Origin of the sequence: Massilia sp. 9096, from assembly GCF_000745265.1 — a bacterium.
GTDB lineage: Bacteria > Pseudomonadota > Gammaproteobacteria > Burkholderiales > Burkholderiaceae_D > Telluria.
Genome location: NZ_JQNN01000001.1, coordinates 5,392,619 through 5,413,144 on the forward strand (window position 1 = coordinate 5,392,619; position 20,526 = coordinate 5,413,144).

Here is a 20,526-nt window from a genome sequence, read left to right on the forward strand (position 1 = left end):
TTCGTCATGCCAACAATTAAAGAGATTCTTCAGACTATGGATTACGGTCCCGCACCCGAGAGCACCAAGGAAGCGCAAGCGTGGCTGGACCAGCATGGCCGCCGTTTCGGCCTGTTCATCGACGGCGCCTGGAGCGAGGCGGCTGAGACCTTTGGCTCGTTCAACCCGGCCGACGGCGGCGAACTGGCGCAGGTGACCCAGGCGACCGGCGACGACGTCGAACGCGCCGTCGCGGCGGCGCGCAAGGCCCAGCCGGGCTGGGTGGCCCTGGGCGGTCACGGCCGCGCGCGCGTGCTGTACGCGCTCGCGCGCCTGCTGCAAAAGCATGCGCGCCTGTTCGCCGTGCTCGAGACCCTGGACAACGGCAAGACCATCCGCGAAACCCGCGACGCCGACCTGCCGCTGGCCGCACGTCACTTTTATCACCACGCCGGCTGGGCCCAGCTGCAGTCGGAAGAGTTCGCGGACTACCGCGCCGTCGGCGTGGTCGGCCAGATCGTGCCGTGGAACTTCCCGCTCCTGATGCTGGCATGGAAGATCGCCCCGGCGCTGGCGGCCGGTAACACGGTCGTGTTCAAGCCGGCCGAGTTCACCTCGCTCACCGCGCTGCTGTTCGCCGAGATCTGCCAGCAGGCCGGCGTGCCGGCCGGCGTGGTCAACATCGTCACCGGCGACGGCCGTGTCGGCGAAGCGATCGTCAACCATCCGGGCATCGACAAGCTGGCCTTCACCGGCTCGACCGAAGTCGGACGCATCATCCGCAAAGCCACCGCCGGCAGCGGCAAGAAGCTGTCGCTGGAACTGGGCGGCAAGTCGCCGTTCATCGTGTTCGACGACGCCGATCTCGACGCCGCGGTCGAAGGCCTGGTCGACTCGATCTGGTTCAACCAGGGCCAGGTCTGCTGCGCCGGTTCGCGCCTGCTGGTGCAGGAATCGATCTACCCGCGCTTCATCGCCAAGGTCAAGGCACGCATGCAGAACCTGCGCGTCGGCTCGCCGCTGGACAAGTCGAACGACATCGGCGCGCTGGTCGATCCGGTGCAGCAGCAGCGCATCCACGGCCTGGTCGAATCGGCCAGGGCCGAGGGTTGCGAGATCTGGCAGCCGACCGCCGAGACCCCGACCGCCGGCGCCTGGTACCTGCCGACCCTGATCACCGGCGCCTCGACCACGGCGACCGTGGCGCAGGCCGAGATCTTCGGCCCGGTGCTGGTGGCGTCGAGCTTCCGCACGCCGGGCGAGGCGGTCCAGCTGGCCAACAACACGGTGTATGGTCTGGCCGCCTGCGTCTGGACCGAGTCGATCAGCCTGGCGCTGGACGTCGCGCCGCAGATCAAGGCCGGCGTGGTGTGGATCAACAGCGCCAACCAGTTCGATGCCGCCTGCGGCTTCGGCGGCTACAAGGAATCGGGCTACGGCCGCGAAGGCGGCAAAGAGGGCATGTACGAGTACCTCACCCCGCTGGCCGAAGACCGCCGTCCGGCCGCGCCGGTGATGGCCGAACAGGGCAAGGTCAAGCAGTCGGAACAGGGCAACCCGTTCGCCGTCGACCGCACCGCCAAGATGTACATCGGCGGCAAGCAGGCGCGCCCGGACGGCGCCTACAGCCGCGCGATCCTGGACGCCGACGGCGCCTTCCTGGCCGACATCGGCGAAGGCAGCCGCAAGGACATCCGCAACGCCGTCGAAGCCGCGCACAAGGCGGCCGGCTGGTCGAAGGCGACCGCGCACAACCGCGCCCAGGTGCTGTACTACATCGCCGAGAACCTGGCGGTGCGCGCCGGTGAATTCGCCGCGCGCATCGCCGCGCAGACCGGCTCGAAGACCGCGGAACAAGAGGTGCAGGCCTCGATCGAGCGCCTGTTCTACTGGGCCGCCTGGGCCGACAAGTACGACGGCCTGGCGCACCAGCCGCCGATGCACGGCATTACGGTGGCGCTGAACGAGCCGGTCGGCGTGATCGGCATCGTCTGCCCGAACGAGAACCCGCTGCTGGGCTTCATCTCGCTGGTGGCGCCGGCCCTGGCGCTGGGCAACCGCGTGGTGGCGGTGCCGTCGGAAGCGCATCCGCTGTCCGCGCTCGACCTGTACCAGGTGCTCGACACCTCGGACCTGCCGGGCGGCGCCCTGAACATCGTCACCGGCAGCCACGACGAGCTGGCGCGCACGCTGGCCTCGCACTTCGACGTCGATGCGGTGTGGCGCCACGACGGTTCTGCCGGGGGTTGTGCCGAAGTCGAGCGCCTGTCGGCCGATTCGCTCAAGCGCACCTGGACCGGCGGCGCCAAGGGGCGCGACTGGTTCGATGCGAAGCAGGCGTGCGGCCGCACTGTTCTCCAGCATGCGTCGCAGGTGAAAAACGTCTGGATTCCGTACGGCGTCTGATTGAACGTGTGGCGTGATGAGCGCCCAGGTGGGGTGGGCACGGCGTGTCCACCCCACGGTTATTTTTAAGAGAGTGAAACGCTTATGTTCCTCCCCCAAGAAATCGTCCGCAAAAAGCGCGACGGCGGCGCCCTGAGCGCTGAAGAGATCAAATTCTTCGTCGCCGGCATTCCCGACGGCCGCACCACCGAAGGCCAGATCGCCGCGCTGGCGATGGCGGTCTACTTCAAGGACATGACGATGGACGAACGCGTCGCCTTCACACTGGCGATGCGCGATTCCGGCCAGGTCATGGAATGGAAATCGCTCGACCTGCCGGGTCCGGTGCTCGACAAGCACTCGACCGGCGGCGTCGGCGACGTGGTCTCGCTGATGCTGGGGCCGATGGTCGCCGCCTGCGGCGGCTTCGTGCCGATGATCTCGGGCCGCGGCCTGGGCCACACCGGCGGTACGCTCGACAAATTCGATTCGATCCCGGGCTATTCGACCGTGCCCGATCCCGCGCTGTTCAAGAAAGTGGTGAAGGAAGTCGGCGTCGCCATCATCGGCCAGACCGCCCAGCTGGCGCCGGCCGACAAGCGCTTCTACAGCATCCGCGACACCACGGCCACCGTCGAATCGGTGGCGATGATCACCGGCTCGATCCTGTCCAAGAAACTGGCGGCCGGGCTGGATGCGCTCGTGATGGACGTGAAGGTCGGCAGTGGCGCCTTCATGCCGACCTACGAGAAATCGGTCGAACTGGCCGACTCGATCGTCCAGGTCGGCAACGGCGCCGGCACCAGGACCTCGGCGATCCTGACCGGCATGAACGAGTCGCTGTGCCCGGCCGCCGGCAACGCGGTCGAAGTGCGCGTCGCGATCGACTACCTGACCGGACGATCGCGCCCGGCGCGCCTGCACGAAGTCACGATGGCGCTGTGCGCCGAAATGCTGGTCATCTCGGGCCTGGCCGCCACCCACGAGGAAGCCAACGCCAGGCTGCAGCACGCCCTCGATTCGGGCGAAGCCGCCGAGCGTTTCGCGCGCATGGTGAGCGTGCTGGGCGGCCCGGCCGACCTGATGGAGCGTCCGGATGCCTACCTGGCCGCCGCGCCGATCGTGCTGCCGGTCCCGGCGCTGGAGTCCGGCTACGCCTACGCGACCGATTGCCGCAGCCTCGGCCTGGCCGTGGTCGGCCTGGGCGGCGGGCGCGTACGTCCGCAGGATGCGATCGACTTCGCGGTCGGCCTGACCGGCCTGGTCGAGCTGGGCGCGAAGGTCGAGGCGGGCCAGCCGCTGGCGCTGGTGCATGCGCGCACGCAGGAAGGCGCCGAGCGCGCCGTGCGCGAGGTGCAGGCCGCCTACCGCATCGCCGAGGTGGCGCCGGCCGTCGCGCCGACGATCTACAAGACGATCCGCCCATAAGGAGGTGCTCATGCAATACGAAAAACTCATCGGCGAGGCCCGCGCCGCACGCGAACTGGCCTACACGCCGTACTCGAACTTCAAGGTCGGCGCCGCGCTGGAATGCAAGGACGGTCGGGTGTTCCGCGGCTGTAACGTCGAAAACGCCTCCTACGGCCTGTGCAACTGCGCCGAACGCACCGCGTTCTTCTCGGCCATCGCCCATGGCTACAAGCCGGGCGACTTCACGGCGCTGGCCGTGATCGGCGACACCGAAGATCCGATCGCCCCCTGCGGCGCCTGCCGGCAGGTGGTGCTGGAACTGGGCGGCAACGAACTGCCCGTGGTGCTGACCAACCTGAAGGGCGACCTGATGGAAACCACGGCCGCCGCGCAATTGCCGAACGCCTTCGGCGGGCGCGACCTGCAAAAGTAGGCGCTCTCACGGGCACACCCGCGCGCGCCCGCGTACGTACGTGGGCATGCGTGCGCGCGTGCGGGCGATTTGCTGACAAACTTGAAATCCATGCAGTCCCCACAACATGGGAGACAAGCCGAATTTTTCAGTTAGGAGCAGATATGAGCCCGCAAGACGAGCACAAGTTGACCGATTTCCTGACGCAGCTGATCCAGGCGCGCGGCATCCAGAAAGACCAGGAAGCCGACGCGCTGATCCAGCGTGCGGTCGCCCAGCAGCCCGACGCCGCCTACCTGCTGGTGCAGCGTGCGCTGCTGCTGGAGCAGGGCTTGAACAATGCCCGTACCCAGATCAGCGCGCTGCAGAACCAGCTGCGCAGCCTGCAGGATGGCCGGCAGGACCAGCAAGGCCAGCAGGGTGACGGCCGCTACCCGGACGCGAACAGCTGGGGCAACAGCGGCAACGCCCGCATGGCGCCGCCTCCGACCCAGCAATACCAGCCGACCAACCAGCAGCCGTATCAGCCGCCTTACCAGCCGGGCTACCAGAGCGCACCCGGCCCGATGGGCATGGGCGCGCCCGGCGGCTTCTTCGGCGGCGGCGGCGGCCTGCGTGGCACGCTGGGTTCGATCGCGACCACGGCCGCCGGCGTCGCGGCCGGCGGCTTCCTGTTCCAGGGCCTGGAGAACATGTTCTCGCACCATGGCGGCAGCGGCGGCAACCACCTGCTCAACAGCGACGACCCGGCCAACAATCTGTTCAACGACCAGTCGGGCAGCGGCCTGGCCGACCAGGCAGGCCTGGGCGACGTCGACAGCTCGATCGGCCAGCCGGCCGAAGGCTTGTTCGACAGCAGCGCCGACATCGGCAGCCTGGACGATGGCGGCGGCCAGGGTTTCTTCGACGGCGACGGTTCGGACGACGGGCTGTTCAGCTAACTTCAGCTGAACGGCGCTTCGGGCTTCCACGGATCGTAGGTGCCGACGCCTGCGCCTGGATCGACAAGGTCTACGACCAGACCTACAGCCCGGCGACCTTCGAGGCCTCGATCGCCGCCGCGCAGGCCGAAGCATATCCGGTCGTGGTGGCGCTGACCGTGGTCGACTGCCATCGCTATGCGCGCCTGGCGCGTGCGATCAGCCCGGACGGTTTCGTGGTCGGCCTGACCAAGCCGGCCGAGCGCTGGCGGCACGCGCTGTCGCGCCATGTTGCCTACCGCAAGCTGGACGCCTCGCCGCCGGTCTACACCCCGGTCACGCGCGGCGAGCGCCACATCAGCGACATCTATGCTGGCTGGTTCGAGCGCTGCTTCGGCCTGGCGGTGGCGCCCGCACGGCGTCTTCCTGCGCTCGACATTCCCGAGACCTGGCTGCGGTGGGCGCTGGGGCAACTGACGCATTGGGGCTTTGCCGGCACGCTCCCGGTGGTGTTCCTGAACGCATGGTCGAAGTCGCCGGACCGCACCTGGCCGCTCGAGCGCGTGCTGGCGCAACGCCGGATTTGTCATCAACACCGTGCCGGAAGCACGCGCCGACACCGAGCGCCTGCTGGCGCGCTGCGAGGACCCGGCGCTGGCGCGCGTGCGCCTGTTCAGCGCCGACGACCACTTCTATCAGCTGCCGGCGATAATGGCGCTGTGCAGCCTGGTGATTTCGGTCGAGACGGCGGTGATGCACCTGGCGAACGCGATGCAGGTGCCGGTGATCGCGCTGATGCGCCGCAACCATCCGGAATGGGCGCCGATCGACCGCGACAACAGCACCGTGATCATGGCCGAGCACGAGGAGGATTGGGTCACGGCGATCGGCGTGGACGAGGTGCTGGAAGTGCTGGATCGCGACGCGCGCTTCGAGTCCGGGTTCAGCCACTTCCCGGCAGACGCGTCAGCCTGATTAATCGTTCAGCCAGGGTTCAAAACGCACCGATGCGAATGGTTTGCCATCGGCGGTGCATGTCCGAATCGGCGACGACGGTATTCGATCGGGATTTCCCGTGGCTCGGCTGTTATGGCGATGGATTTCGAAATGGAGTGCGCTGATCGGATGGGCAAATCGGTAATCGACCGCATCGCCGATGTGTCGGTGTGCGCAGAGAAGGATGCAACGAGGACGCAGCACGCGGGCATCGCCACGAATCCGGATATCGGATCGTGGCGGTTTCATTGTCGGACAGGCGCGGCATTCGACACGGGCCCATTCAAAAGGCTTCGGACCATCACGCCGCGGCCTCCTGATATTGCGGGTCTTTCCGCTGTCCGGCCCGATCAGGCTTTCAGGTCGTCCATCGATTTACCGTTCGACAAAGCGTCCAGCACCCATTTCGGCTTGCGGCCGCGGCCGGTCCAGGTTTGCGCCTCGTCTTGAGGATTGCGGAACTGGGCCGCCGAATTCGATTGGCCGGATTTACGCGATTTCGATGCCTTGGCCGCGAGCAATTCCTCAACCGGCAAGCCGACGTCTTGGGCGATTGCGAGAATCTGTTCGCGCGCTTTTTTGACTTCGTCATGCTGGCGATTCTTGATCTCTTTTTCCACGTCAAATTGAAGACCTTTGAGTTCGCTGAGGTTGTAATTCGACAGGTCGATGGTGGCCATTTCGTTTTATCCTTATAAGGTTTCAGTGATCGGGAGGGTATCACGGCTTTGGATATTGCGCGATTCAATTATCCAAAAGTGTGCGTCTTTATCGCCGATTCGACCTAAAATGCATGAGGATCATAATTCAATTTGGCTGCGCGCCAGAGTTATTGAGAAAGAATAAGGCGTGGCAGATCCGAATGACCTTAATAAGAAGTGGGCGAAAGCGGCATCGCGATCGGGCTTCCGATCGCCGATCCGAATGAATCGCAGCTACATCTGCTGGAACAGAGAGGTGTGGTTGCGGCTGATCTCGAGTTCGCCTGCGTAATTGCGCAGCCTGAGCATGTGGCGTCCGCGCAGGTCGCGCGTGACTTCCGCGATCGCGTCCACGCGCACCAGCGTCGAGCGGTGGATGCGCCAGAACTCGTCCGGGTCGAGCTCGTCCAGCAATTCCTTGAGCGTCTTGCGGATCAGGTATTCGGCGCCCGCGGTCTGCACCCGCGTGTACTTTTCGTCGGACTGGAAGAACAGCACCTCGCGCGTGCTGATCATGCGCAGGCTGCTGCCGACCTGGGCCTGGATCCAGCGCAGGTAGCCGGTTTTTGCCGGCGCCTTATTCTCGATCAGCTCGGTCAGGCGCGCCAGCTGGGCGCCGATGTCCCGGGATGACGAGGGCTGGCCGATCTCGGATACGGGCGCGGACGCCCCTGTCCGGGCGCGGATGCGCGCACAGGTGGCCGCCAGGCGCTCCGCGCTCACCGGTTTGAGCAGGTAGTCGAGCGCGCCCTGCTCGAAGGCGTCCAGCGCGTACTGGTCGTAAGCGGTGGCGAACACGATGTGCGACTGGCGGTACAGCTGGCGCGCCGCCTCGATCCCGCTCAGGCCCGGCATGCGGATGTCCAAAAAGGCGATGTCGGGACGGTGCTGCTTCCCGAACTCGACCGCCTCGACGCCGTTGGCGGCTTCGGCGACGATGCGCAGCTCGGGCCAGACCGTCTGCAAACGCGCGCGCAGCAGGTCGCGCATCGGCGCCTCGTCGTCGGCGATCAGCGCGGTGACCACGCGCTCTTCGGCCATGCTCATGCCCCCTCCATCATCTTGTACGGCAGGCGGATGGTGGCGCAGGCGCCGCCTTCGAGCGGGGCGTGGACGATCAGCTCGGCCTGCTCGCCGTACAGCAGCTGCAGGCGTTCGCGGATGTTGGCCAGGCCCACGCCCTCGTCGGCGTGCAGGTCGATGCCGACGCCGTCGTCGCACACCTCGACGTGCAGGATCGCGCCCAGCACGAAAGCGCGCACGACCACCGTGCCGCCCGCGATCTTCGGTTCCAGGCCATGCTTGATCGCGTTCTCGATCAGGGTCTGCAGCATCATCGGCGGGAAGGGCGAGCTGTGCAGGTACATCGGCACTTCGAAGCGCACCTGCAGCCGTTCCTTCATGCGCGCCTGCATGATCGCCAGGTAGGCGCGCGACAGCTCGACCTGCTTGCCGAGCGTGCCGTTGTCGCGCGCGCGCATCTGCGGCAGCGTCGAGCGCAGGTACTCGATCAGGTGGGCGTGCACGCGCGCCGCCTCCGGTGGATCGGTCTCGATCAGCTGGCCGATCAGCGCCAGCGTGTTGAACAGGAAGTGCGGCTCGATCTGGGCCTGCAGGGCGGCCATGCGTGCTTCCATCAGGCGCTGCTCGAGCGTGGCGACGTCGGCCTTGTGGGTGGCTTCCCGGGCCAGCAGCTCGGCCTTGCGCTTGCCGCCGGCGAGCGTCTTGATCGCCAGCGAGCCGAAGATGTACCAGACCGCCGGTTCGGGCGTGTGCAGCAAGCCGAGGAACACGATCACGAAGAACCAGGTAAGCATGAGCTGGCGCCATTCGACCACGGCGACCCAGTCGAAGAAACGCCACCACAGCTTGCTGGCTTCGTCGAAGGCGTCGCGCAGGAAGTCGACGGTACGGTTGATCTGGCTGGCGCGCATCGTCATGCCTCGTCCGTGCCGCGCTTGCGCAGCGAGGTGCGGCGGTCGACGTAGAAGGCGCCGGCGATCAATTTGACGCCGAGGAACAGCACGAACAGGCAGAACGCCAGCGGCAGGATGCTGATGATCAGGGCGAACACGACGCACCAGCCGAGCACCGTCGGCCAGGGCATGGTATCGAGCTCGCGCACGGCGCGGCGGCAGGCGCGCATGATGTCGCGCGCCAGGGATTCGAAGGCGGCTTCGAAGTCACGGAAAGTCGAGTGGGTCATGGCAGTGCTCCTGTCGCAATGAAGTTGACAGGATCACTGTACGCCCGGCAGTGCAGGGGCGCCAGAGCGGACCGACGAAGTGCCGAAAACGGGGGACGACCGGTATGCCGGCTGGATCGGCGGCGCCGGCCGTCCCCGGGCTCAGGCCTGCTTGGCCTGCGGCACCGGCGCGTTCTGCTCGATCAGGCCCTGGCGTTTCAGCTCGGCCCAGAAGGCCGGCGGCACCGTGTCCTTCATCGAGCTGGCGTTGGCCAGCGCCTGCGCCTCGGTGTGGGCGCCGACGATCAGCGCATAGGCCAGGTCGGGCGCCGCCGAGAACTGCAGCGCGGCGGTGCGCAGGTCGACGCCGAACTGGTTGGCCACCGCGCGCAGCTTGTCGCGCTTGGCGATGTGCTCGGGCGGGATCTTCCAGCGCTCGTCGCCGTAGTTGTAGCGCGGGCTGCCGGAGATGAAGCCGGCGTTCAGCGCGGAGCCGACCACGAAGCCGACGCCATGCTGGCGCGCCACCGGGAACACCTTGTCGAGCGCGGTCTTGTGGTCGATCAGCGAGTACTGCGAGGCCAGCAGGCAGACGTCCGGGTCCGATTCCTGGATCACGCGGATGATCGGCTCGGGCGTGTTCACGCCGATGCCCCAGGCCTTGATGATGCGTTCGTCGCGCATCCTGGAGAGCGCCGGGAAGGCGCCTTTCTTGGCGATCTCGAATTCCTCCTGCCACGGCCGCGGCAGGTATTTGTTGTCGGGCGAGATGTCGTGCACGAACACCACGTCGATGTGGTCGACACCCAGGCGCTGCAGGCTGTCCTCGATCGAGCGGCGCACGCCGTCGGCGGTGTAATCGAAAACCAGGTTGTTGGGGGAGTTCGCGAACGGGAACAATTCTTTGGATTTGTTGTTCGGCGAGGCTTTCAGCAGCTTGCCCACCTTGCTCGAGAGCAGGTAGCTGTCGCGCGGCTGGTTGTGCAGAAAATTGCCGAAGCGCCGTTCGGCGCTGCCCAGGCCATACCACGGCGAGACGTCGTAGTAGCGCACCCCGGCCGCCCACGACGCTTCCAGCGTCTTGTAGGCGTCGGCGTCGGTGACGACTTCGAACTCGTTGCCGATCGGGACGCCGCCCAGGCCGAAGCGGTATTCCGGCTTGAACAGCTGCTTGGCACGGCCGGCCTGGCGCGGACTGCTGCCGGCGCCGCTTCCCTGGCCTTCGGCGGCGCCCGCGGCCGGCGCTGCGGCGCCGAGCGATGGCAGCATCCCGGCGCCGGCGCTGGTGGCCGCCATGGCGAGGAAGTCGCGGCGATTTTTTATTCCTTGAGGCATGACATGTCCTTTCCTGATTCGTGGCGGATGCAATCAGTATGCAAGAGCCCTTCCGTCCGAAGCGCACGCGAGCTGTCAGGAAACGTGTCGTGCCCTACGGTCAGAGGGCTGGCTGCTTGCGCGGCTCCCAGTAGCTGCGCAGCAGGCCGTAGAAGGCGGTGTCGGCGCTCACGCCATCGACGATCCAGCGTTCCGGCATAGAGCCCTCTTTGCGAAAGCCGAGCCTTTCCAGTACCCGCTGCGAGCCGGTGTTGTGCGGGTCGATGTCGGCTTCGATGCGGTTCAGGCCGAGCGTATCGAAGCCGTACGCGAGCAGCGCTTCCAGCGCCTCGGGCGCGTAGCCGCGGCCCCAATGCGCACGCGCCAGCGAGTAGCCGACGTCGCAGCGGCGGTTGGCGTCGTCGATGCGCCACAGGCCGGCGTCGCCGATCAGCGAACCCGTTGCCCGCAGTTCGACGCCCAGGCGCATGGCTTCGCCGCTGGCGTAGTGTGCCAGCACTTTATCGATCGCCTCGACGGCCTGGGCACGCTCGGTCCAGGCCGGGCGGCCGAGGTAGCGCGTCACCTGCGGGTCCGAAAACAGGGCGAAGTGGGCGTCGACGTCGGCCTGGGTCATCCAGCGCAGCTTCAGGCGTGGCGTGAGCAGTTCGACCGGTGCGAGTACGGGCATGGCTGGGTTCCTCGTGTCAGCTGCTTGCAGGCGCCAGCCCGACCGCGGCCAGCACCATGTTGGTAATCAGGCGTTCGGCCTGGTCGAAGTCGTCCCCGCCGAGCTGCGGGCGGTCGAGCACCAGCTGCATCTGCGCGGCGAAGTCGGCGTACGACTGCGTCATCGCCCACACCGCGAACAGCAGGTGGGTGGCGTTGACCGGCGCGATCCGGCCTTGCGCGATCCAGCGCTCGAACACGGCGATGTCGGCGCGCAGCAGCGGCACCACGCGGCGGCGGATCTGTTCGCCGTAGATCTTGGCGCCGCCGATCACCTCGAGCGCGTACACGCGCGAGGCCAGCGGCTGCTCGCGCGAAAAGCGCAGCTTGGCGCGCACGTACGCGCGCAGGACCGCGCCGGGCTCGCTCGCTGCGCCAGTGTCGGCGTCGCCGTCGGCCAGGCTCGCCATGCGCGCCAGCCAGTCGTCCAGCACGTCGTCCAGCACGCGCGTGTACAAGGCCTGCTTGGTGGGGAAGTAGTACATCAGGTTCTGCTTGGACAGGCCGGCGCCGTCGGCCACGTCGGCGATGGCCGTGCCGTCGTAGCCGCGCTCGGCGAACAGGCGCACGGCCTCGAGCAGGATCGTGCTTTCGAGCTGGTCACGCCGGGCTTCTCGGCGCGTGCTGCGGGGATGCGAAACGGCGCTGTCCATGCGGACTCCTTGAGCGGATCAAATCAGCGGATCGAATGCAGGAAGCCGAGCAGCGCATCGTGCGCGGCGTAGGCGGCGTTGAAGCGGAACCAGGTGCTGGACGGCGTCTCGAGCGAGAAGAAGTCGCCCGGGGCCAGCAGGATGCCGGCGCGCAGCGCGCGTTCGGCGACCCGCTTGCCGTTGCGTTCGGGCGTGCTGGGACCCGGCCAGCCGGCGCTGACGAACATGCCGCCGCGCGGGCGTGCGAGCGGCGCCAGGCCGGCGCCCGCGAGACGGTCGATGGCGCGCCGGCGCGCTTCGTCGAGCTGCTGCACCAGGCGCTCGACCTGGCGCCGGTAGGCCCGGTTCTTGACCGCATCCAGCACCGCGCGCTCGTTGATCTCGGAGGTCGTCAGGCCGGTCAGCATCTTCACGCGCACCAGTTCCGGAATCAGCGAGCTCGACGCGCAGATCGAGCCGACCCGCAGCACCGGCGACAGCGTCTTGGAAAAGCTGCCGACACGGATCACGCGGCGCAGCCCGTCCAGCGCGGCCAGCGACGCCTCGCCGCGCGCGGCCAGTTCGCGGTAGATGTCGTCCTCGACCAGCCAGAAGTCGAACTGTTCGGCCAGGCCCAGCAGCCGGTGCGCCTGGGCCGGCGACAGCGAGGTGCCGAGCGGATTTTGCAGCACCGTGTTGACGAACATGAGCTTGGGCTGGCGCGCCGCGGCCGCGCGCGCGAGAAAGTCCAGGTCCAGCCCGGCCGCGTCGCGCGGGATGCCCACCGGGATGCAGCCGTGATGGCGCACCAGGGCCAGCAGGTTGCCGTAGCCGGGGTCTTCGACCAGCACCACGTCGCCGGGGCGGGTGAGGGTGCGCAGCACCAGGTCGAAGGCGTGGGTGGCGCCGTGGGTGAGCAGCACCTGCTCGGGTTCGAGCGCGAACAATTCGTCGGACAGGCTGCTCGCCACGTGCTGGCGCAGGGCCGGGAAGCCGAGCGGGTGGCCATAGCCGCGCAGGCGTCCGGCCGGGATCTTCATCGCATGGCGTACCGCGTCCAGGATCGCCGATTCGCCGTACCACTCGGGCGGCAGCCAGCCCGACCCGACCGGGAGCGCCTCGGACTGGCCGGAGTACAGGTCGGCGGTCAGGGCGTCGACGGTGCCGGGGGGCGCCGGCGCCTGCACCGGCTGGGCCGCGTCGCCGCAGGCGTCGGCGCTCCCATCGGCAACCGAGCGGGCCACGAAAAAGCCGGAACCGCGGCGCGAGGACAGGAGTCCCATATGCAGCAGGCGGTCATACGACTCGACCACCGTGAAAGTGCTCACGCCGTTGGACTTTGCGAATTGTCGAACCGACGGCATCTTGGTCCCGACCGGCAGGGCACGCCGATTTACCATCTCGGCGATGGCTGCCACGATCTGGTCGACCAGGCTGCCGCGCCGCTGGCGGTCGATCGCCAGCACCGGCCATTCCGGATCACTGCGTGCATCCATCGCGTTCCCCTTGGTGGTCACGATCCCGTCGCGGCAACTGTACAGTTGATGTCACCAGTACGGTTGGTAAATTTTGCCGATTGTGTATATGTGCCGCCCTTGCTCTGCTGTCTATTATTGCACCATGATTTTGCCAGTTGGTAAATTATTTGACAGCAGTCATTGAACCTTCAGGAGTTTGTCAATGAACGAAGCTCGCCCCCGGTCGATGTCGTCCTTCTGGATGCCATTTACCAACAACCGCGATTTCAAGGCCCAGCCGCGCCTGCTGGTGTCGGCCAAGGGCATGTACTACCAGGACGTCGACGGCAACCAGGTGCTCGACGGTACCGCCGGCCTGTGGTGCGTGCCGTGCGGGCACGCCCAGCCCAGGATCGTCGAGGCCGTGAGCACGATGGTCGGCCAGCTCGACTTCGCGCCGACCTTCCAGATGGGCCACCCGGCCGCCTTCGACCTGGCCGAACAGCTGATGGACTACACCGGCCACAAGTTCGGCCACGTGTTCTATACGAATTCGGGTTCTGAAGCGGTCGACACGGCGCTCAAAATCGCGCTGGCCTACCACCGCGCGCGCGGCGAGGGCAGCCGCACCCGCCTGATCGGGCGCGAGCGCGGCTACCACGGGGTCGGCTTCGGCGGCCTGTCGGTCGGCGGCATCGGCCCCAACCGCAAGAATTTCGGCCCGCTGCTGCCGGGCGTCGACCATCTGCCGCACACCCACGACCTGCTGAAGAACGCGTTTTCGCGCGGCGAACCGGACTTCGGCGTCGAGCTGGCCGACGAGCTGGAACGCATCGTCGCGCTGCACGACGCCTCGACCATCGCCGCCGTCATCATCGAGCCGGTATCGGGCTCGACCGGCGTGCTGGTGCCGCCGAAAGGCTACCTGAAGCGCCTGCGCGAGATCTGCAGCAAGCACGGCATCCTGCTGATCTTCGACGAGGTCATCACCGGCTTCGGCCGGCTCACCACGCCGTTCGCCGCCGATTATTTCGACGTCGAGCCGGACATGATCACCACCGCCAAGGGCATCACCAACGGCACGGTGCCGATGGGTGCGGTGTTCTCGAAACGCTTCATCCACGACGCCTTCATGGACGCGCCGCCGGGCATCGAACTGGCGCACGGCTACACCTATTCCGGCCACCCGCTGGCTTGCGCGGCCGGCATCGCCACGCTGCAGGTGTTCAAGGAAGAGGGCGTGCTGGAAAACGCCAGGGCGATCCAGCCCTACTGGGAAGACGCGGTGCACTCGCTCAGGGGATTGCCGTACGTGATCGACATCCGCACGGTCGGGCTGGTGGCCGGCATCGAACTCGAACCGATCGCCGGCAAGCCGGGCGCACGCGCGTATGCCGCGTTCAAGAAGGCGTTCGCGGACGGCGTCCTGATCCGCGTGACCGGCGACATCATCGCGCTGTCGCCGCCGCTGGTGCTGGAAAAAGCGCACATCGACCAGCTGTTCGGCAAACTGAGCGACGTACTCAAGAACCTGGACTGAGGCCATGACAACGCACACTGGGATCATCCATCACTACATCGGCGGACGCGTGGTCGAAGGCGTGTCCGGGCGCCATGCCGACGTCTACAACCCGGCGCTGGGCGAGCCGTGCGCGCGCGTGGCGCTGGCCTCGGACGAGGAAGTGAACGCGGCGGTGCAAGCGGCCAGCGCGGCCTTCCCGGCCTGGTCCGCCACGCCGCCGCTGGCGCGCGCACGCGTGCTGTTCAAGTACCTGGAACTGTGCCAGCAGCACACGGACGACTTCGCGGCCATGGTCACGCTCGAACATGGCAAGACCTTCAGCGACGCGCAGGGCGAGGTGGCGCGCGGCATCGAGGTGGTCGAGTTCGCGGTCGGCATTCCGCACATGCTCAAGGGAGAATTCACCGACCAGATCGCGCGCGGCATCGACGCCTGGTCGATGCGCCAGCCGCTCGGCGTGGTGGCCGGCATCACGCCGTTCAACTTCCCAGTGATGGTGCCGATGTGGATGTTCCCGGTCGCCATCGCCTGCGGCAATACCTTCGTGCTGAAACCCTCGGAGCGCGATCCGTCCGCCTCGCTGCTGCATGCGCGCCTGCTGGAGGAAGCCGGGCTGCCGGACGGCGTGTTCAACGTGGTGCAGGGCGACAAGGCGGCGGTCGATGCGATCCTCGACCATCCGGACATCGAGGCCGTCAGCTTCGTCGGCTCGACCCCGATCGCCGAACATATCTACGCACGCGGCAGCGCCAGGGGCAAGCGCGTGCAGGCGCTGGGCGGCGCCAAGAACCACATGGTCGTGATGCCGGACGCCGACATGGAGATGGCCGTCGACGCCCTGGTCGGCGCGGCCTACGGCTCGGCCGGCGAGCGCTGCATGGCGATCTCGGTCGCGGTGGCGGTCGGCGATGCCGGCGACGCGCTGGTGGCCAAGCTGGCCGAGCGCACCCGGGCGCTCAAGATCGACGACGGCGCCGTTGCCGGCGCCGAGATGGGGCCGGTGGTGACGCTGGCCGCCAAGCAGCGCATCGAACGGCTGATCGGCGAGGGCGTGGAGCAGGGCGCCGAGCTGGTCGTCGACGGCCGCGGCTTCAAGGTGCCGGGGCGCGAGAACGGCTTCTTTGTCGGCGGCACGCTGTTCGACCATGTGCAGCCGTCGATGAGCATCTACCGGGAAGAGATCTTCGGCCCGGTGCTGTGCGTGGTGCGCCTGCCGGACATCGGCAGCGCGCTGGCGCTGATCAACCGGAACGAGTACGGCAACGGCGTCGCCGTGTTCACGCGCGATGGCGGCGTGGCGCGCGAGTTCGTGCGGCAGGTACAAGTCGGCATGGTCGGCGTGAACGTGCCCTTGCCGGTGCCGAGGGCGTTCAACAGCTTCGGCGGCTGGAAAAAGAGCCTGTTCGGCGACCATCACGCCTATGGACCGGAGGGCGTGCGCTTTTATACGCGGCACAAGGCGGTGATGCAGCGCTGGCCCGCATCGGGCACCGGCGCCGCCAGCGGCGGGGCGGAGTTCGCGTTCCCGCAGATGAAATAAACGAACAAGGGATGTTTCCATGATCGAGACGCTGCTTCACCTTCCGCTGGCCGAGGGCACGCATTCCGCGCTGTCCGACCGCTTTTCCGACCTGGCCGCGCCGCTGACCCTGCGCCAGGCCGCCATCGAAAGCGCGCGCTGCCTGTACTGCTACGACGCGCCCTGCACGCGCGCCTGCCCGACCGGCATCGACGTCGCGAGTTTCATCCGCAATATCCACGACGGCAACGTCGACGGCGCGGCGATGACCATCCTCAAGCAGAACATTTTCGGCGGCGCGTGCGCGCGCGTGTGCCCCACCGAGATCCTGTGCGAGGATGCCTGCGTGCGCAACGACGACGCCGAGGCCCAGCCTGTGAAAATCGGCCTGCTGCAGCGCCACGCGATCGACCACGCTTGTTTCGAGGGTCATCCATTCAAGCGCGCCGCCGGCACGGGTAAAACCATTGCCGTGGTCGGGGCCGGCCCGGCCGGGCTGTCGTGCGCCCACCGCCTGGCGATGCTGGGCCACGACGTGGTCGTGTTCGAGGCGCGCGCAAAAGCCGGCGGCCTGAACGAGTACGGCATCGCCAAGTACAAGCTGCCGGGCGATTTTGCCCAGCGCGAAGTCGAGTTCCTGCTGTCGATCGGGGGGATCGAGATCCGCCATGGCTACACGCTCGGCGTGAACCTGCGCCTGGCCGACCTGCATGCGCGCTACGACGCGGTGTTCCTCGGCATCGGCCTGGCCGCCAGCCGCCAGCTCGGCCTGACGGGGGAAGACGCACCGGGCCTGGCGGCCGCCGTCGACTACATCGCGACCCTGCGCCAGGCCGGCGACCTGGCCGCGCTGCCGGTGCCGCGCCGCGCCATCGTGATCGGCGCCGGCAACACCGCGATCGACATGGCCGTGCAGCTCAAGCGCCTCGGCGCCGAAGAGGTGACGATGGTCTACCGGCGCGGCTTCGAATCGATGAGCGCCACCGGCCACGAGATCGAGATCGCCAAGACCCATTTCGTGCGCATCCGCACCTGGGCCGCGCCGCTCGAGGTGCTGCTCGACGATGCCGGGCGCGTATGCGGCATGCGCTTCGAACAGACGCGCATGCAGGACGGGCGCCTGGTCGCAAGCGGCGGCATCATCGAGATCGCGGCCGACGCCGTGTTCAAGGCGATCGGCCAGGGCATGGGCCCGGGCGCGCTGGTCGATCCGCTGGCAATGGAGCTCGAACGCAGCGGCGATAAGATCATCGTGGACGCCTGCCTGCGCACCGCGCTGCCGGGCGTGTACGCCGGCGGCGACTGCATCGCGCCGGGCCAGGACCTGACCGTGCAGGCGGTCCAGCACGGCAAGCTGGCCGCGCTGGCGATCCACGACGACATCCAATCCAAAGCGGAGGCAGCATGGCCGACCTGAGCATCGATTTCTGCGGCATCAAGTCGCCGAATCCCTTCTGGCTGGCCTCGGCGCCGCCGACCGACAAGGCCTACAACGTCATCCGCGCCTTCGAGGCCGGCTGGGGCGGCGTGGTGTGGAAGACGCTGGGCGAGGACCCGCCGGCGGTCAACGTGTCCTCGCGCTACTCGGCGCTGCACGGCAGGAACCGCGAGGTCATCGGCTTCAACAACATCGAACTGATCACCGACCGCAGCCTGGAGGTCAACCTGCGCGAGATCGCTGCCGTGAAGAAGGCCTGGCCGGATCGCGCCATGATCGTCTCGATGATGCTGCCGTGCGAGGAAGCGCCGTGGCGCGAGATCCTGCCGCTGGTGGAGGCCACCGGCGCCGACGGCATCGAGCTGAATTTCGGCTGCCCGCACGGCATGCCCGAGCGCGGCATGGGCGCGGCCGTGGGCCAGCAGCCCGACCTGATCGAACTGGTCACGCGCTGGTGCAAGACTTATACGCGCCTGCCGGTGATCGTGAAACTCACGCCCAACATCACCGACGTGCGCGCGCCCGCGCGCGCCGCGCTCGCGGGCGGGGCCGACGCGGTCTCGCTGATCAACACCGTCAACTCGATCACCCACCTGGACCTCGACCGCATGGTTGCGTATCCGATCGTCGGCGGCGCCAGTACCCATGGCGGCTACTGCGGCGCGGCGGTCAAGCCGATCGCGCTGAACATGGTGGCCGAGATCGCGCGCGATCCCGCCACCGGCGCGCTGCCGATCTCGGGCATCGGCGGCATCGGCAACTGGCGCGATGCGGCCGAATTCATCGCGCTGGGCGCCGGTTCGGTGCAGGTCTGCACCGCCGCGATGCTGCACGGTTTCCGTATCGTCGAAGAGATGAAGGACGGCTTGTCGCGCTGGATGGATTCGAAGGGGTACGAGAATATCCCGGCTTTCTCGCGCAAGGCGGTGCCCAACACGACCGACTGGAAATACCTGGACATGAACTACCAGGTGATCGCCAGCATCGACCAGGAAAAATGCATCGCCTGCGGCCGCTGCTACGTCGCCTGCGAAGACACCTCGCACCAGGCGATCGCCAGGATGATCACGGCCGGTCCCAAGGGCGAAGGGCGGCGCTACGAGGTCAAGGCGCCGGACTGCGTGGGCTGCAACCTGTGCGAGATCACCTGTCCGGTCGAGGGCTGCATCACGATGGTCCCTCAGCCGACCGGCCGGCCGACCATGAACTGGACGCAGGATCCGCGCAACCCGCGGGCACAGGCCGTGGCGGCGGTGGAGTAGTATCGGACGATGCGAACGAGGCCGAAGCGCGGTCGCCACACGCATGGCATCGCTCTTGCTAACGTTTGTCAACGATACGCATCGCCACCCATGTAGACCGCCCGATGGAGACCGCCCGATGAGCCAAGTTCCAGCCGACCAGCCAGCCGCCCACCCAGCCGTCGCCGCAAGCGCCCATGGCGCGCACCCCGATCTCTGGAACGGAGACCTGGCGCCGACCATCCTCGCGCAGCGCACCTGGCGCTGGTACCACTTCGCCGCGCTGTGGGTCGGCATGGTGATGTGCATCCCGGCCTACACGCTGTCGGCCAGCCTGGTCGAGGGCGGCATGTCGGCCTACCAGGCGGTGTTCACGGTATTCCTCGCCAACGCCATCGTGCTGCTGCCGATGCTGGCCATCGGCCACGCCGGCACCAAGTACGGCATCCCGTACGCGGTGCTGGCGCGCGCGGCCTTCGGCACGCGCGGCGCCAGGCTGCCGGCGCTGATGCGCGCGATCGTCGCCTGCGGCTGGTACGGCATCCAGACCTGGTTCGGCGGCAGCATGATCTACACGCTGCTGGGCGTGCTGGCCGGGCATCCGATCGGCGGCGACAAGATCGGCGGGCTGGGCATCAACGGCGCGCAGTTCGGCTGCTTCCTGGCGTTCTGGGCGGTCCAGTTCTATTTCATCGTGCATGGCATCGACTCGATCAGGAAGCTGGAAACCTGGACCGCGCCTCTCAAGATTGCGATCTGCTTCGTGCTGCTCGGCTGGGTGTACCAGAAAGCCGGCGGCTTCGGGCCGCTGCTCGACAAGCCCTCGGCGTTCGTGGCGGGCGGCGCCAAGGCCGGGCAGTTCTGGACCACGTTCTGGCCCTCGCTGACCGCCATGGTCGGGTTCTGGGCCACGCTCGCGCTCAACATCCCCGACTTCACCCGCTTCGCGCGCAGCCAGCGCGACCAGGTGCTGGGCCAGTCGATCGGCCTGCCGGTGCCGATGGGCCTGCTGGCCGCGCTGGCCGTCATCGTCACGTCGGCCACCGTGGTCCTGTACGGCAAGGCGTTGTGGGACCCGGTCGACCTGGCCAGCCGCATGACCGGCGCCGCGGTGCTGGTGGCGCTGATCGTCCTGCTGGCCGACCAGGTCAGCGTCAACCTGGCGGCCAACCTGGTCGGCCCGGCCTACGATTTTTCCGCGCTGGCGCCGCGCGCGATTTCCTACCGCACCGGCGGCTATATCACCGCCGGCATCGCCATCCTGATGATGCCGTGGAAGATCCTGGAATCGACCCAGGGCTACATCTTCACCTGGCTGATCGGCTACTCGGCGCTGCTGGGACCCATCGCCGGCGTCCTGATCGTCGACTATTACCTGATCCGCCGCACCGAGCTCGCGCTCGACCAGCTGTACCGCGACGATGGCATCTACGGCTACGTGCGCGGCTGGAACCCGGCCGCGGTCGTGGCCTTCCTGGCAGGCGTGCTGCCGAACATCCCGGGTTTCCTGAATGCCGCCTTTCCGGAATCGTTCCCGGACGTCGGTACGGGCTTGAAGACCTTGTACACCTATGCCTGGTTCGTGGGCATCGCGATTTCGGCCGTCGTCTACGGCCTGATGATGAAGGGCAGGGCAAGGGAGGGCGGGGCGGCACTGCGGCCGGCCCGCTCCATCGATTGAGCTGG

General features: G+C 67.4%; 19 protein-coding genes. 10 read left to right on the forward strand and 9 right to left on the reverse strand.

From position 1 onward, the window contains the following. The first annotated feature begins 6 nt into the window (after window positions 1–6). The 4 genes from FA90_RS23580 to FA90_RS23595 all read left to right on the forward strand — a co-directional run bounded on the left by FA90_RS23580 (window position 7) and on the right by FA90_RS23595 (window position 5,127). Window positions 7–2,385 carry an aldehyde dehydrogenase family protein gene (locus FA90_RS23580; protein ID WP_373994624.1) on the forward strand — a complete coding sequence of 793 codons (2,379 nt, stop codon included), beginning with the start codon at window positions 7–9 and terminating at the stop codon, window positions 2,383–2,385. 84 nt (window positions 2,386–2,469) lie between these two features. Next, window positions 2,470–3,792 carry a thymidine phosphorylase gene (gene deoA, locus FA90_RS23585; RefSeq protein ID WP_036173172.1) on the forward strand — a complete coding sequence of 441 codons (1,323 nt, stop codon included), beginning with the start codon at window positions 2,470–2,472 and terminating at the stop codon, window positions 3,790–3,792. Window positions 3,793–3,802: 10 nt separating this feature from the next. Further along, a complete protein-coding gene (locus FA90_RS23590; RefSeq protein ID WP_036173175.1) occupies window positions 3,803–4,207 on the forward strand; it encodes a cytidine deaminase in 405 nt (134 codons plus the stop codon). Between the two features lie 143 nt (window positions 4,208–4,350). Further along, the gene (locus FA90_RS23595; protein ID WP_051972038.1) at window positions 4,351–5,127 is read left to right on the forward strand and encodes a DUF2076 family protein; all 777 of its coding nucleotides are present in this window, start codon (window positions 4,351–4,353) and stop codon (window positions 5,125–5,127) included. Between the two features lie 2 nt (window positions 5,128–5,129). On the opposite strand, the gene FA90_RS27415 is transcribed toward FA90_RS23595, so the two are convergent. After that, entirely contained in the window at window positions 5,130–5,588 is a 459-nt protein-coding gene (locus FA90_RS27415) for a hypothetical protein (RefSeq protein WP_239700933.1), read from the reverse strand. A 115-nt stretch (window positions 5,589–5,703) separates the two neighbouring features. Between FA90_RS27415 and FA90_RS25290 the strand changes: the two genes are divergently transcribed. Then, on the forward strand, window positions 5,704–6,081 hold the full coding sequence (locus tag FA90_RS25290; protein ID WP_051972039.1) for a glycosyltransferase family 9 protein: 378 nt from the start codon (window positions 5,704–5,706) through the stop codon (window positions 6,079–6,081). Window positions 6,082–6,452: 371 nt separating this feature from the next. Here the strand turns inward: FA90_RS25290 and FA90_RS23605 are convergent, their stop codons facing one another. From FA90_RS23605 to FA90_RS23640, 8 genes are all read right to left on the reverse strand, one after another. Further along, complete coding sequence (locus tag FA90_RS23605) at window positions 6,453–6,782, reverse strand: H-NS family nucleoid-associated regulatory protein (protein ID WP_036173177.1); 330 nt, start codon at window positions 6,780–6,782, stop codon at window positions 6,453–6,455. A 255-nt stretch (window positions 6,783–7,037) separates the two neighbouring features. Then, window positions 7,038–7,844 carry a LytR/AlgR family response regulator transcription factor gene (locus tag FA90_RS23610; RefSeq protein ID WP_373994643.1) on the reverse strand — a complete coding sequence of 269 codons (807 nt, stop codon included), beginning with the start codon at window positions 7,842–7,844 and terminating at the stop codon, window positions 7,038–7,040. Between the two features lie 2 nt (window positions 7,845–7,846). After that, on the reverse strand, window positions 7,847–8,743 hold the full coding sequence (locus FA90_RS23615) for a sensor histidine kinase (protein ID WP_307172299.1): 897 nt from the start codon (window positions 8,741–8,743) through the stop codon (window positions 7,847–7,849). After that, window positions 8,740–9,009, reverse strand: coding sequence for a hypothetical protein (locus FA90_RS23620; RefSeq protein ID WP_036173187.1), 270 nt, complete (start codon window positions 9,007–9,009; stop codon window positions 8,740–8,742). The genes FA90_RS23615 and FA90_RS23620 overlap by 4 nt, the downstream gene beginning before the upstream one ends. Before the next feature lie 141 nt (window positions 9,010–9,150). Further along, window positions 9,151–10,323, reverse strand: coding sequence for an aldo/keto reductase (locus FA90_RS23625; protein WP_197065345.1), 1,173 nt, complete (start codon window positions 10,321–10,323; stop codon window positions 9,151–9,153). A gap of 100 nt (window positions 10,324–10,423) precedes the next feature. Continuing rightward, on the reverse strand, window positions 10,424–10,993 hold the full coding sequence (locus FA90_RS23630) for a GNAT family N-acetyltransferase (RefSeq protein WP_036173190.1): 570 nt from the start codon (window positions 10,991–10,993) through the stop codon (window positions 10,424–10,426). Window positions 10,994–11,009: 16 nt separating this feature from the next. Beyond that, a complete protein-coding gene (locus FA90_RS23635; protein WP_036173193.1) occupies window positions 11,010–11,684 on the reverse strand; it encodes a TetR/AcrR family transcriptional regulator in 675 nt (224 codons plus the stop codon). Between the two features lie 23 nt (window positions 11,685–11,707). Then, window positions 11,708–13,159, reverse strand: a complete 1,452-nt coding sequence (locus FA90_RS23640) for a PLP-dependent aminotransferase family protein (RefSeq protein WP_036176892.1) — start codon at window positions 13,157–13,159, stop codon at window positions 11,708–11,710. A gap of 184 nt (window positions 13,160–13,343) precedes the next feature. Between FA90_RS23640 and FA90_RS23645 the strand changes: the two genes are divergently transcribed. The 5 genes from FA90_RS23645 (at window position 13,344) to FA90_RS23665 (ending at window position 20,521) form a co-directional block, all read left to right on the forward strand. Beyond that, on the forward strand, window positions 13,344–14,660 hold the full coding sequence (locus tag FA90_RS23645) for an aspartate aminotransferase family protein (protein ID WP_036173196.1): 1,317 nt from the start codon (window positions 13,344–13,346) through the stop codon (window positions 14,658–14,660). A 4-nt stretch (window positions 14,661–14,664) separates the two neighbouring features. Continuing rightward, complete coding sequence (locus tag FA90_RS23650) at window positions 14,665–16,182, forward strand: CoA-acylating methylmalonate-semialdehyde dehydrogenase (protein WP_036173199.1); 1,518 nt, start codon at window positions 14,665–14,667, stop codon at window positions 16,180–16,182. A 19-nt stretch (window positions 16,183–16,201) separates the two neighbouring features. Next, window positions 16,202–17,578, forward strand: a complete 1,377-nt coding sequence (locus tag FA90_RS23655; protein WP_036173202.1) for an NAD(P)-dependent oxidoreductase — start codon at window positions 16,202–16,204, stop codon at window positions 17,576–17,578. Then, window positions 17,566–18,861 carry an NAD-dependent dihydropyrimidine dehydrogenase subunit PreA gene (gene preA, locus FA90_RS23660; RefSeq protein WP_036173204.1) on the forward strand — a complete coding sequence of 432 codons (1,296 nt, stop codon included), beginning with the start codon at window positions 17,566–17,568 and terminating at the stop codon, window positions 18,859–18,861. Before FA90_RS23655 ends, preA begins: the two co-directional genes overlap by 13 nt. Before the next feature lie 118 nt (window positions 18,862–18,979). Continuing rightward, window positions 18,980–20,521 (forward strand): NCS1 family nucleobase:cation symporter-1, encoded by a 1,542-nt coding sequence (locus tag FA90_RS23665; RefSeq protein ID WP_081934007.1) that lies wholly within the window; start codon window positions 18,980–18,982, stop codon window positions 20,519–20,521. Window positions 20,522–20,526 lie beyond the last annotated feature (5 nt).